A 12,637-nucleotide genomic window follows, 5' to 3' on the forward strand; every position below is an offset into this window, starting at 1 on the left:
ATAATCCTTTGGTGTTGCGGCGCGACCAATATGGCATAAGATGGGTTCATCATGGAAGAGGGCGAACAGCAAATCAGTGGCGATAACGCGCCGTATTTGACGATAAGCGAGCTATCGCGGGCGGTAAAGACCACCGTTGAGACCGCGTTCGAGTTTGTGCGGGTGCGGGCGGAAATTTCGCGCCCCAATAAGGCCCCGTCAGGCCATCTTTATTTCACCCTAAAGGACGAGAAATCGACCCTTGCCGCGGTCTGTTGGAAAACCATGACAGCCAATTTGGCAGTTCAGCCCGAAGAGGGGCTTGAGGTGATTGTCACTGGCCGGCTGACAACTTTTGCAGGTCAGTCGAAATATCAAATGATCGTCAGCCAGATGGAAATTGCTGGCGAGGGGGCTTTGCTCAAACAGCTAGAGGATCGCCGCCGAATGCTTGCCGCCGAAGGGCTGTTCGACGCGGAACGCAAAAAGAAAATACCAAAGATGCCAGCCGTGATTGGCGTGGTCACAAGCCCAACCGGCGCCGTTATCCGCGATATTTTGCACCGGCTCCATGACCGGTTTGGGGTAAGGGTGTTGATATGGGGAACGCTGGTTCAAGGGCGTGAGGCGGCTGGACAGGTCGCCGCCGCAATTCGCGGCTTTGATGCGATGCACGAGGATGGCTCTCTGCCACGGCCAGATTTATTGATTGTTGCGCGTGGCGGTGGTGCGTTAGAAGATTTATGGGCCTTTAATGAAGAGGCCGTGGTGCGCGCCGTTGCGGAATGCCGGATACCGGTAATTTCGGCAATTGGGCATGAGACTGACACGACGTTGATTGACCATGCCGCTGATTTGCGCGCCCCAACCCCGACGGCAGCGGCCGAACTTGCAGTGCCGGTGAAAACTGATCTTGCCGCCCATATAAGTGAAATTGACGCACGGCTGATGCGTGCCACCGCGCAAAAGTTGCAAAATTCAGGGCAGCGCGCGGCGATGGCAGCACGCGGCCTGATTGATCCGGATGACCTGATCCAGCGGCGGGCCGAAACATTGGATTATGCGCTAGGGGGGCTGGTGCGGGGGCTTGACCGGTGGTTGTCAGCGCGCACCGTGCGGCTGTCGGGATTGGCGGGCCGCCTGCAACCGCCCGAAACCAAACTTGTCGCGGCGCATGGCCGCCTATCGCAGATTAGCCAGCGCTTTGATCAGCATCTTGCAAATGGCCTTAGCCAGCGCCAGCAAAAGCTTGATAATCTGGTCAAGCTGCTTGATGCCAACTCATTTGAGCGGGTGCTTGATCGCGGTTTTGCGCTGGTAACAGACATAAGCGGAACGCCCATTAAACGTGCCGCAATAGCACCAGATCATGCGGCGGTCACGATCCGCTTTGCCGATGGGACGCGCGCCGCAATTTTGGGCCATGATGATGCGCGTGCAAAACCCCAAAAAACCGGGCCTGACGCCCCGTCTGGTCAAAACCCATCAGGTCAGGACTCGTCTGGCCAAAACCCATCAGGTCAGGGCTCGTCTGGTCAAAATCACGCAACAGATAGCGCGCAGGCCGCGAAACCAAAACCGTCTAAAAAACCCAAAGCTGATGAACGGCAAGACACGTTATTTTAGCCGGATTTTAGGGGGGTTTTTAGCGGATTTTTTAGCTAGGTTTTAGCTAGATTTTCTTGCCCCAACGCCGATGCGGCCAAAACCATTGTTCAGGCGCGGCGCGAATCCAGCTCTCGATTTCTGCGTTGATTGCGGTTGCTAAAGCCAGAACGGCGGCATCATCGGCCGTCGGTGGCAGTTCGATCGGCGGCGAAATGGTGACGCGGAACCGGCAGCCATCGAGCCGCTCGGTTCGCATATAAAGCAATGGTGCCTGCTTCTTGATGGCGACTTTGATATGGCCGATTGAGGTGCGCGCCGGATGACCAAAAAACGGCACTGATTTGCCCTCACGAAGCTGTTGGTCGACAAGCAGGCACATCATCTGGCCTTTTCGAAGTGACGTGACCATGCCAAGCGCCGCCTCGCGGCCTTTGCGATAGATATCACCGCCATAGGTTTGCTGGCGGCGATGTAAAAGCCCGGATAACAGCGGATTGTTCAATGGCCGATAGATGGCCGCCACCTTTTTGCCGGTGGATAGTGCCGCAAACGGGCCAAATTCCCAATTTCCAATATGCGCGCCAATCAGAAACCCGCCGCGATCAATCGCCGGTAGATGCTCTAGCCCGACAAATTCAACCCAGCCCTTATCAACGATCGAATTGATATGCGGATATTCGCCAATGACCCGCCCTAAATTACCCCACATCGCGCGCAGGATCCGGTCCTTTTCCTGCTGGTCAAGCTCGGGCATTGCATGATTGATATTCTGCAGGGCGCGTTTGTGCCATGGGGTCAATGGTGCCAAAAGCCCCAGAATAAATCCCATCGCAGCACTGGCAAAGCGCGCCGGTAACAGCCGCGCAAAATAGAACAGCCCAAAGCCAAGCAAAGCCTCAATTGGCCAGCGGATCATTTGCCAAAAGCGTTTTTGCACAAGCGTTGCCGAGCGCACCATTGGGGTCAGGCTCCCTTTCCGGCGATTGTCGCGACGATGGTATCGAGCAGGCTATCGGCGTTTTCAAGATCGAGGGTCACTGGCAAAAACCCAACGCGCTCACGCCATTCTGCGGGCAGGCGCACCCAGTCTTTTTTGGTGGTGATTAGGGCCGCCCCCAGTCTGGCTGCATCTTCTTGCAACCTAACCAGATCAGCCTCACTATAGGGATGATGATCGGCAAAGGCTAACTCGCGAACGATGTTTACACCGGCATCACGCAAGGTGGTAAAGAACCGCTTTGGTCTGCCAATCCCGGCAAAGGCCAGAACGGGGTTCCCGTCAAATGCGTCAATAGTGCTCGCATCCGCGGATAGATTGCCGCTAAAAACCGGCATATGAGGCCGCAATGAAGCGGCAATCGCTGTTTCATCTCGACCATTTATAATGGCAGCCTGAATGGTCTTTAGACCGGATTGAAAGCCGATACGAAGCGGCCCTGCCGGAATGAGCCAGCCATTGCCAATACCAACATTGCCGTCAAACACACCAATCGCAAAATCCTTGGCGATATAGGGGTTTTGCAGGCCATCATCCATCAAGATTACATCATGCTGACCAGTTGCCGCAATCACTGCCGCACCAGCGACACGGTCACGCGCCACCAGAACATCGCGGCTTTCGGCCAGCATCAGGGCTTCATCACCGACATCGTTGGCATGATGCAGGCTGTGATCAACCCATTGCGGTCGCTGCGCCGTTCCGCCATAGCCGCGGATTAAGATTGCAGGTTTATGGCCGCGATCCTTTAGCTGGTCATAGAGGAATGACGAAACTGGGGTTTTGCCGGTGCCGCCAGCACTGAAATTTCCGATGCAAATCACCGGTAATACCGCCGCTGTTTCCTGTGCCATCCGGTTGCGAATGGCGGTTGCCACGGCCCATAGGCCAGCCGCTGGCAACAATAATGCCGCAATCACGCCGCGGCTTGTCCAGAAATCGGGTGTTTTTATCATCGGTTAATCACGGGTGGCTGTTTCATTATCTCATCTAATGGCTATTTTTGTTCAGCTACCTGTTGCTCAGTAGCGTGCAGTCCAGAATTTGTTTTGCGGCGACCTCGCACCGGCGGGCGGCAGTGTCGGCATAGGTTTTGGCAGCGGCGGCAATCTGTCGGCGTTTATCTTTATCATCTATTATGCCGCGCGCCAATCTGGCCAGCTGTTGGCCTGTTGCCGTTGCATCAGTCACAGCATCCTCGGCGATATCAAACACCACCCCCTCATCACGAAGACCAGCAAATTCGGCGGTGTTTTTGAAAATATGTGGGCCGGTGATAATCGGCAAGCCGAAAGCGGCTGGCTCAAGCGGGTTATGCCCGCCTTTTGGCGCAAAAGCGCCGCCAAGAACAACCAGATCGGCAAGGCTGAAAAGACTGCCCAATTCCCCAAAACTGTCCATAATATAAATATTGTGATCCGGTGATGGCCACTGGCCGCGGCTGCGTTGTGGTGCATGATTGCTGTCTGCTGCAATTCTGGCGCCCCGGTGCGGATGTCGTGGCGCGATGATCGTTAACCAGTTATCGCCGTGTTCTGTGTCGGTAAGCGCGTTTGCGGCGGCAATGATGCTGGCATCTTCACCTTCATGCGTTGAGGCAGCAAGCAAGACATGGCGAGAGCCAATGGCTGTTTTCAGCTGTTTGCTAAGCGCTGGATCAACTGCCGCCAGCGAGCCTAGCTTTAAGGATCCTAAAACAGTAATACTAGCCGCGTCTGCGCCAAGAGTTTCGAACTGGCTGGCCTGTTGTTCATTAACGGCGAATATGTGCTGCGGCGCCGAAAAAACGGCCTTTGCCATGACCGGTTGTCGCTGCCAACGGAGAAAGGCGTCACGCGATAATTGTGACGAGGCAAACACGATCGGAACGGATTTGGCGGCGGTTCGGGTAATCAGGTTAGGCCAGAAATCGGACTCGATAAAAATAGCCAGCACTGGATTTGTTTTCGCTAAAAACCGGTCAACAAAAAGCGGATGGTCAAGCGGCTGAAACGCGTGCGAAAGGCAAACGCCCTTGGCGATTTCCTTTTCAACCATCGCGGCGGCGCTGACCGTGTTGGTGGTGATCAGCAATTTAGCTGTTGGCAATTCGTCGATAAGCGCCGTGGCCAGGCCAATCGCGGCAACAGTCTCACCAACGCTGACCGCGTGAATCCAGATTACCTCGCCCTGTTCCTGATCGCCAATTGAGCCTTGATCAAAATGAGGTAAGCCATAGCGGTCTTGAAGGCGGGCAATTACCTCCTTGCCGCGCCATGCACGCCAGCGCAGCAAAATTGGAATTACCGGACGAAGCAGATGCCAGATAAAATTATAGAGGGCGAATCTTATCATATCAGTTTGGTCATCATGGCAGCTCGGTCATCAGCCGGTCCAACGCATCGGCCTGCTTGTTCAGCGCGATTTCAAGCTGATTGCGCGCCTGCTCAAGCTGGTCTTTGCCGATGTCGTCAAGGTAAATTGGATCGCCGATGATGAACCGCCCGCGGGCAAAGGGTTTCGGAATAATAAGGCGATCCCATCCAGTGGCTCGCCAATAGCGGTCAACAGCCCAGCACATTGGTACAATCGGTTTGCCAGCAATTTGCGCAATCGCAACAGGCCCAAGCGCCGATTTTCGGGCTGGCCCCCGCGGGCCATCCGGGGTGATCGCAACAGACTCGCCGCGATCAAGTACCCGCTTTAGCCCGCGCAAGCCCGATAGCGGGTTGCGGTTTGAGCTGCCCCACACGGTTTTTACCCCGAAACAGCCAATAGCGTGCGACATCATCCGGCCATCTGCGTGCGGTGATTGCAACGCGTAAAGCGCATAGGCCGACGGCCAAAGCCATGGCATGGCCATCACCCGTTCATGCCAAAACACCATGATGATGCCATCCTGACTTGCCATAAATTTATCAGATTTTTCTTTATCAACCGTGCGCCATCTTACGGTGATCATTAAAAGCGCGATGATGCTGCCAATTGTCCAGCCGACAAGGGCATTGCCAAATGGCGATCGTATCAATTTTTTTATCATGCGCCTGAAACTGCTTTGAGGTTAAATCATCCAACGTCAAAACCTTAGCACGCAACAGGTTATTTTCGGAATGGGGTAATTTCAGGAGAGGGTGATATATAGATAGCCGATTAATCGTCACACGGCGATCAGGCAATTGCCGTTTCACAAATTTTTTCCAAACAGAGATCAATGCTTTTGGATTGGACGCCAAATTGCTACTATCGTCAAAGGGCAACGCTGTGTCTGATAGGCCCTCTTGATTGATAGGATTACCGGCTTGACCGAAATGAAGCGCTCAAAACAGGTCAATCGTGACATCATCAGGCGGATATGGCAGGGCTGGATTGTCGGCTATTTGCCGCGCTTGATTGGTGCGTTTTTATTGATGATTGTCGTTGCTGCCAGCGCGTCAGCCTATCCGTTATTGACCAAACATATCTTTAACGGGCTTGCCGAGGGCAGGGCTAGCGAGATCATCTGGCTGGCACCGCCGGTAATCATTTTATTTGCGCTGGTAAAAGGCACAGCGTTATTCGCCCAAACAGTCATGGTCAATGCGCTAGCCTTGCGGGTCAGCACCGATTTACAAAAGGACATGGCAAAAACACTGATCGAGGCTGATCTTGCGACGATTAGCCGTGAGCCGGCCGGGGTGTTTATGTCGCGCATCATGAATGATTTGAATCTGGTGCGTGAAGCGCTCGTTCGATTGGCGAATAATCTGGTTCGCGATAGCCTGACCGTCGTTGTCCTAATCGGTGCGATGATCTGGCTTGATTGGGTGATGGCGCTTGTTGTGATCGGGGTTTATCCGTTGGCAATAGGGCCGATTATCCGCATCGGAAACCGCCAGCGAAAGGCATCAGGTAACCTGCAAACCCATATGGAAAGCGTTACCGCGTTGCTTGCCGAAACCCTGAACGGGGCGCGGATGGTCAAGGCCTATCAGCGTGAAGATGCAGAAACTGGGCGAACGCATGAGGCATTTGATGGGCTTTATAACCGGCTCGTTGGGCTGTTGACCGGCCGCGCCAAGATTGATCCGATCCTTGAAGTTGTTGGTGGTGTTGCGGTTGGCGGCGTTGTTGCGCTGGCGAGCTGGCGCGTGGCTAATGGTGATATGCAGGTTGGTGATGTAATCGCCTTTATCACCACGCTTATTCTTTTGGTGCAGCCGGTTCGGGCGATCGGCACATTGAATGCGGTGACCCAAGAAGGGCTTGCTGCCTGTGAGAGGATCCTGACACTTTTGGATACGCCGCGCCGGATTACCGATCGGCCGGATGCGCTGCCGCTGACAGTGAAAAAGGGGCAACTGGTCTTTGATAATGTCGGTTTCACCTACAGCGAAGGCAGTTCTAGCGCCCTTGATGGCATCAGCTTTACCGCAAAGGCTGGGCAGACAATCGCGCTGGTGGGCCCTAGCGGTGCTGGCAAAACCACGGTGATTAATCTTTTGCCGCGTTTTTTTGAGGCAAGCAGCGGCGTGATAAAAATTGATGATCAGCCGATCTGTGATGTGCAGATTGCCAGCCTGCGCCGTGCTGTGGCGCTGGTCAGTCAGGAATCGGTACTATTTGATGATACAGTCGCGGCCAATATCGGCTTTGGTCGCGCCGGTGCCAGCCGCAAAGACATTGAGGCAGCCGCCCGCGCGGCGGCGGCTGATAGCTTTATCAAGGCCTTGCCAAATGGCTATGACACGATGGTCGGGGCAATGGGGAACCGGTTGTCCGGCGGACAGCGCCAACGTATTGCGATTGCAAGGGCAATGCTAAAGGACGCGCCGATTTTACTGCTGGATGAGGCGACGGCCGCGCTTGATGCCGAGTCTGAACAGCAGGTTCAAGCTGCTTTGCAAAAATTACAGTCTGGGCGCACGACACTTGTGGTCGCGCATCGGCTGGCAACGGTACGCAACGCCGATCTCATCCTTGTTTTGGAATCGGGGCGGATTACCGAGCAGGGAACACATGAAACGCTAATGGCGAAAAATGGTCTCTACAGCAAACTATGTCAGCTGCAATTTTTTGATGATGACGCGGCGCATTGATTTTGCCAGCTAATGATCTTGTGCATTTTTCTTCGTAATTTTGCGGGCTATTTTTTTGGCTATTTTTTGGCAACGCTATTCGCGGCGCAGAATGCTGTCGGTCAGCCTAACCGCCCAGCTTTGCGCGATAAAGCTGGCGGCGAGCACGTCGGGGTCATAAACATTATCAACCCAGTCAAAAAAACTCATGCCAGCATCTTCATACGGGATGTAGGCCTCAAAAAACGCATCAAGAAGGCCGGTTTTGGCAGCTTTTACATGACCATATTTCCATGCAAGCTGGGTCATGGCAACACGGGCAGGCTGCTGTTTGGCAATCAGCAGATACAGCGCCGACATCAAACCGGCGCGATCCGCCCCCGATTTGCAATGCATTAATGCTGGCGTTTTTAGTGCAGCGAACAGATCGCGTGCTTCATACAGCATATCTTTGGATGGGGCGGCGCGTGATCGGACGGTAAAGTCCAGAAGAGTGATCCCCGCCTTGGCACAGGCCTCGGCTTCAAGCTGCCAGCCGCCATCTTGGCGTGGCCCCCGTAAATTGATAATGGTTTTGATGCCAGCCTGTCCCAGCGCAGCAACGCGCGATGGTCCGGGTTGATTGCTGCGCCAGATCCCGTCACTGACAAGGTGCTGATTATGCCAGCAAAGACGCAAAAACCCGTGATCTTTGAAGATCAGGTCAAGCCAGTCGACAACCCCGCGCCGCTGGCCCGACGGGGCGCGCCATTTCATGATCCGGCAACCATAATACTGTCAAGCCGAAGTGATGGTGATGCCACGCTGTCACGAAGATCAATGTCATTTGCCGCAGTTATCTGCATGAACATTTCCCCAAGATTGCCGGCAATGGTGGCTTCGGTAATCGGATGGGTAATTTGACCCTTGGAAATCCAAAATCCGCCGGCGCCACGGCTGTAGTCACCGGTAATCATATCAACTGAGCTGCCAATCATTTCAGTAATCAGAAACCCCTCATCAATCTCGGCAATCAGCGCATCTCGGCTCATCGCAGAATTTTCGATGTAGAAATTACTGGCACCGGGTGATGGAGCGCTGCCCAGCCCCCGCCGCGCATTTCCGGTTGGTGCCATTTCAAGTTTCGTTGCCGAGGCAAGATCGAGAAACCAGCCGGTCAAAACACCGTCATCAATCATGACGCGCCGGCTAACTGGCAGGCCCTCTGCGTCGAACAGGCGCGAGCCAAGCCCGCGTGAGCGCAACGGATCATCGATAAAATTAAGCCCGCTGCGCGTGACCTGCTTGCCAAGCCGGTCTTTTAAAAAGCTGGTACCGCGGGCGATCGCGGCGCCATTAATTGCGCCGGCCATCGTGCCGACAAGTGATGCCGCCACGCGCCGGTCATAAATCACTGGAAATTTGCCGGTTTTGGCCTTTTTGGCGCCAAGCCTTGCCACTGTCCGGCTAGCGGCATTATGCCCAACCTCATCAGCGGGCTGCAAGTCGCTTTCATAGACGGCGGCACTGTAATCATAGTCGCGTTCCATGTGCCCGTTTTGCTCGGCAATGACCACGGTCGAAACACCGTGTGATGACCGTTTATAGCCAGCTAGAAAGCCATTAGATGTCCCGATCAGCACATCGACGATACTGTGGCCAGCATCGGCGCCATCCGAGGTTTTAATGCCTTTATGCGATAGGGCGGCATCCTCGGCGGCGGCGGCGCGTTGGCGCAGGCTTTCGGCGTCCGGCATGGTCTCGTCATACATATCAAGATCGGGAATGACTTTGGCAATTTCGGCATCAGTGGCAAGCCGGACATACGGATCTTCGGGGGCGAGCTTGGCCATTGCGACAGCGCGTTCGGCGAGATTTTTAATATTTTCCGGATCAAGCTGGCTTGTCGAGATCGACGCGGTACGCTGGCCGACAAAAACCCGCAAACCAACATCAAAATCTTCTGATCGTTCGCTGGCTTCGACCTTGCCAAGCCGCAGGCTGATACTATTGCTCTGACCACGGGCCAACATGGCGTCAGCACCGTCTGCCCCTGCGGTTTGGGCGGCGTCAAGCAATTGGGCGATGAGGGTTTGATGATTTGTGTCCATGCCTTATCTGATACCCTGCATGATCGGATAATTCAACCGCTTGTCGCGCTGGCTGATTAGGTTTATGAATGCCCTATGGAATGTAAAGTCTTTATTGATGGTGAGGCTGGAACGACCGGTCTGAAAGTGGCGGAGCGTCTGCAACAGCATCCGCTGGTGCAAATCCTGCGCGTTGACGAGGCATATCGCAAGGATGCGGCGGCGCGTGCCGATATTATGGCGGCAAGTGATATTACCATCCTATGCCTGCCGGATGACGCAGCGCTGGAGGCGGTGACGTTGGCAGAACCGTCAAAAACGCGGCTGATTGACGCCTCATCGGCGCATCGCACCAATCCTGACTGGGTCTATGGTTTTGCCGAATTACAGCCGGGCCAGCGGGACGCAATAGCCACAGCGAGACTAATCACGAATCCGGGCTGTTATCCGACCGGATTTCTGGCATTGGCGCGGCCGTTGATTGCCAGTGGGTTGGTGGCTGATACAGCGCTGATCAACGTGCCGGCGGTTAGCGGCTTTAGCGGTGGCGGCAAGGCGATGATTGCGCGGCATGATGCTGGCGAGCTTGACCCTGCATTTAGTTATGGAACGAATTTGCAGCACAAGCATCTTGGTGAAATGACGGTTTATTCCGGCCTCAAGACGCCGCCTATTTTCATGCCGTCGGTTGGTGATTTCTTTGCTGGTATGCTGGTTCATATGCCGCTTCATGCCGATCAGTTTGCCGGGCCGGTTACCGCGGCAAAGATTTATGATTGCTTTGCCGATTGGTATGGCCAGTCGAACGTTGTGCGGATGGGGGCAGGTGCTGCCAATCATCAAGACACGCCGTCGATGCTTGCGGCTGATGCGCTGGCTGGCCGCAATGATATGGAACTATTCGTGTTTAGTGATACCGGCGAGCGACGTTTTTGGTTAACTGCACGGCTGGATAACCTTGGCAAAGGCGCGTCGGGTGCGGCCGTGCAGAATATGAATATTGCGCTTGGGCTTGATGAAGGTCTGGGACTTTTATAAAGGGGCCGTGCCAGCGTCTCCGGTTTGGGACCTCACTCCAAAATAGGGATCGGATCACGATGCGGTTGAACGGTAACGTTACCCTGACAGAAATTGCTGATGCGGCCGCCTATCTTGCGCCGATCAGTGAAATTGATCGTGCCCGCAAATACCCCTATCTTGCGCCCGAGGGCGGCTTTGTTCTGGCAAATGGGCGGCTATTTCATCTTGATGAGGCCCAGCTCAGCAATGATCATGCCGATGGAATTTTGGCGGGACGAACGCCGGTTTTGTCGGTTGGCTCAAACCGTGCGCCGGTTCAGTTGCTGCGTAAGTTTGGGATGGCGGCGACGGTGCCGGTGACGCCTGCAAGGCTGCATGATTGCGATATCGTCCATGCGGCGATTCTGGGCTATTACGCGGCCGTACCCTGCACCGCCTTTCCATCACCTGGTACCGTGGTGACGCTTAATGTCGCTTGGCTAGATGCCGAACAATTGGTGCAGATGCATCGCACCGAAGGTATTGGCGTTGCCTATGATTTCGTTCAGATGCAGGGCGTCACGCATCAGTTTAACCTGCCCGTGTTGCCGGTATTTGGCTATGCAGCCCGCGCTGGTGTTTTGGATTGCGGCGGGGGAGAACCTGCCGGTCTGGCAGCAATTCCAGCCGAAGGGCGGCGGTTTCAAACCCTAGATCAGCATCAGGCAGCAACTAGATTACGCCAGCTCGCCAAGATTGATGATAATCGGACAATGGCGCAGTTTATCGCTGATATGCAGGCAGATAAACCTGCTCGTGATGCGGTTATCGAACGGCTGCGTCCCTATGCTATCCAGCCGCAAAACCCGCCTTGGCACCTGCAAACAGTCACGATTGATGGGATCGACGCTTATCTTTAGCGCTATCTTTGCCGGTGCCGTTGCCGGTGACTTTGCCAGCGCCTTTGCCAGCGCCTCGTCAATTAACTCACAAACAGCCGGTCAAGCATAAGACCAGCAACGAGCCACAGCCCGGCATTACGATTTGATTTGAATAAAGCGAGTGCCAGCACAGCATCATCAATCCGCACCATTCGTATCTGGTTGCCAAGATGCAGCGCCATTGCAGCAAGACCCAGCCATCCGGTAAAAACCGGTTGCGGGTCATGCAATAACAGGCCAGCCGCAATCAGCAGGACGGCCAAACAATAGGCCGTCCCGACACCGGCCTTTATGTTGCTGGCAAGCGCGAGGGCGGATGATTTCACCCCGACCTTTTTATCATCATCTATGTCCTGAACTGCGTAGATGGTGTCATAGCCGAACACCCAAGCAGCACAGCCCGCATAGATCAGGATTAGGGATAAATCTGGCAGGCTGTTGGTAACGGCGGTCCAGCCCAGAAAAACGCCCCATGAAAATGTCAGCCCCAGAACGAATTGCGGAAACCATGTCACGCGTTTGGCAAGGGGGTAGAGTATCACCAGCGGCGTTGCCGCTAAGCCGACATAAACCGCCAGAATCGGTAATTGAACTAAAACCAGCAGGCCAGTCAGCCCAAGCGCGATCAAAAAAAGGCTGGCTTGCTGCATCGACATGGTGCCGGCGGCCAGCGGGCGTGCGCTTGTGCGGGCGACCATCTGGTCAAGGTTGCGATCCCACATATCATTGATGATGCAGCCAGCTGCCCGCGTGACAATCGCGCCAATCAAAAACAACAGCATGAACCAAATTTTGCTGATAAAGCCGGGCGCGCCAAGAGCAATGGCCCACCAGCCCGGCAGTAATAACAGCCACCAGCCAATTGGACGGTCAAGCCGTGATATATAGATATAAGGGTGCGATATTGGGGGCAGCCAACGCCACCAGCCATGTGACCGGATATCGGTATGAGTTTTCACTGAGTTGTTAACCATGCCATTAGTCATTAGCGAATTGAACGGTAAAAAGCAA

The 12,637-nt window shown here is 54.6% G+C and carries 11 protein-coding genes; 4 read left to right on the forward strand and 7 right to left on the reverse strand.

What is annotated here, in order from left to right; translation table 11 throughout:
- Window positions 1-51 precede the first annotated feature (51 nt).
- Window positions 52-1,605, forward strand: a complete 1,554-nt coding sequence (gene xseA / locus AB8881_09885; GenBank protein XDZ62848.1) for an exodeoxyribonuclease VII large subunit — start codon at window positions 52-54, stop codon at window positions 1,603-1,605.
- Between the two features lie 46 nt (window positions 1,606-1,651).
- On the opposite strand, the gene AB8881_09890 is transcribed toward xseA, so the two are convergent.
- Genes AB8881_09890 through AB8881_09905 form a run of 4 tightly spaced genes read right to left on the reverse strand, consistent with a single transcriptional unit; the run spans window position 1,652 to window position 5,603 of the window.
- On the reverse strand, window positions 1,652-2,545 hold the full coding sequence (locus AB8881_09890; GenBank protein ID XDZ62849.1) for a lysophospholipid acyltransferase family protein: 894 nt from the start codon (window positions 2,543-2,545) through the stop codon (window positions 1,652-1,654).
- Between the two features lie 5 nt (window positions 2,546-2,550).
- Window positions 2,551-3,540 (reverse strand): tetraacyldisaccharide 4'-kinase, encoded by a 990-nt coding sequence (gene lpxK, locus AB8881_09895; protein XDZ62850.1) that lies wholly within the window; start codon window positions 3,538-3,540, stop codon window positions 2,551-2,553.
- A 55-nt stretch (window positions 3,541-3,595) separates the two neighbouring features.
- Entirely contained in the window at window positions 3,596-4,918 is a 1,323-nt protein-coding gene (locus AB8881_09900) for a 3-deoxy-D-manno-octulosonic acid transferase (protein XDZ62851.1), read from the reverse strand.
- A gap of 13 nt (window positions 4,919-4,931) precedes the next feature.
- Window positions 4,932-5,603, reverse strand: a complete 672-nt coding sequence (locus AB8881_09905; GenBank protein XDZ62852.1) for a lysophospholipid acyltransferase family protein — start codon at window positions 5,601-5,603, stop codon at window positions 4,932-4,934.
- Between the two features lie 268 nt (window positions 5,604-5,871).
- On the opposite strand from AB8881_09905, the gene AB8881_09910 reads away from it, so the two are divergent.
- On the forward strand, window positions 5,872-7,638 hold the full coding sequence (locus AB8881_09910; GenBank protein XDZ64548.1) for an ABC transporter ATP-binding protein: 1,767 nt from the start codon (window positions 5,872-5,874) through the stop codon (window positions 7,636-7,638).
- A 75-nt stretch (window positions 7,639-7,713) separates the two neighbouring features.
- On the opposite strand, the gene AB8881_09915 is transcribed toward AB8881_09910, so the two are convergent.
- Both AB8881_09915 and AB8881_09920 read right to left on the reverse strand, forming a co-directional pair.
- Entirely contained in the window at window positions 7,714-8,373 is a 660-nt protein-coding gene (locus AB8881_09915; GenBank protein XDZ62853.1) for a tyrosine-protein phosphatase, read from the reverse strand.
- On the reverse strand, window positions 8,370-9,707 hold the full coding sequence (locus AB8881_09920) for a TldD/PmbA family protein (protein XDZ62854.1): 1,338 nt from the start codon (window positions 9,705-9,707) through the stop codon (window positions 8,370-8,372). The genes AB8881_09915 and AB8881_09920 overlap by 4 nt, the downstream gene beginning before the upstream one ends.
- Before the next feature lie 75 nt (window positions 9,708-9,782).
- Here AB8881_09920 and argC point away from each other — a divergent pair, with 75 nt between their 5' ends.
- A complete protein-coding gene (argC, locus tag AB8881_09925; protein ID XDZ62855.1) occupies window positions 9,783-10,724 on the forward strand; it encodes an N-acetyl-gamma-glutamyl-phosphate reductase in 942 nt (313 codons plus the stop codon).
- Window positions 10,725-10,783: 59 nt separating this feature from the next.
- Entirely contained in the window at window positions 10,784-11,605 is an 822-nt protein-coding gene (locus AB8881_09930; protein ID XDZ62856.1) for a hypothetical protein, read from the forward strand.
- A 62-nt stretch (window positions 11,606-11,667) separates the two neighbouring features.
- Here AB8881_09930 and ubiA read toward each other — a convergent pair whose 3' ends face one another.
- On the reverse strand, window positions 11,668-12,600 hold the full coding sequence (gene ubiA, locus AB8881_09935; protein ID XDZ62857.1) for a 4-hydroxybenzoate octaprenyltransferase: 933 nt from the start codon (window positions 12,598-12,600) through the stop codon (window positions 11,668-11,670).
- Between the last annotated feature and the right edge of the window lie 37 nt (window positions 12,601-12,637).

The sequence above is a fragment of the Alphaproteobacteria bacterium LSUCC0396 genome, from assembly GCA_041228345.1.
Taxonomy (GTDB): domain Bacteria; phylum Pseudomonadota; class Alphaproteobacteria; order Puniceispirillales; family Puniceispirillaceae; genus UBA3439.

Excerpts from the sequence above, each read along its gene's own strand:
- xseA (XDZ62848.1), top strand. The coding sequence starts at position 52 with ATGGAAGAGGGCGAACAGCAAATCAGTGGCGATAACGCGCCGTATTTG.
- AB8881_09890 (XDZ62849.1), bottom strand. The coding sequence starts at position 2,545 with ATGGTGCGCTCGGCAACGCTTGTGCAAAAACGCTTTTGGCAAATGATC.
- lpxK (XDZ62850.1), bottom strand. The coding sequence starts at position 3,540 with ATGATAAAAACACCCGATTTCTGGACAAGCCGCGGCGTGATTGCGGCA.
- AB8881_09900 (XDZ62851.1), bottom strand. The coding sequence starts at position 4,918 with ATGATAAGATTCGCCCTCTATAATTTTATCTGGCATCTGCTTCGTCCG.
- AB8881_09905 (XDZ62852.1), bottom strand. The coding sequence starts at position 5,603 with ATGATAAAAAAATTGATACGATCGCCATTTGGCAATGCCCTTGTCGGC.
- AB8881_09910 (XDZ64548.1), top strand. The coding sequence starts at position 5,872 with ATGAAGCGCTCAAAACAGGTCAATCGTGACATCATCAGGCGGATATGG.
- AB8881_09915 (XDZ62853.1), bottom strand. The coding sequence starts at position 8,373 with ATGAAATGGCGCGCCCCGTCGGGCCAGCGGCGCGGGGTTGTCGACTGG.
- AB8881_09920 (XDZ62854.1), bottom strand. The coding sequence starts at position 9,707 with ATGGACACAAATCATCAAACCCTCATCGCCCAATTGCTTGACGCCGCC.
- argC (XDZ62855.1), top strand. The coding sequence starts at position 9,783 with ATGGAATGTAAAGTCTTTATTGATGGTGAGGCTGGAACGACCGGTCTG.
- AB8881_09930 (XDZ62856.1), top strand. The coding sequence starts at position 10,784 with ATGCGGTTGAACGGTAACGTTACCCTGACAGAAATTGCTGATGCGGCC.
- ubiA (XDZ62857.1), bottom strand. The coding sequence starts at position 12,600 with ATGGTTAACAACTCAGTGAAAACTCATACCGATATCCGGTCACATGGC.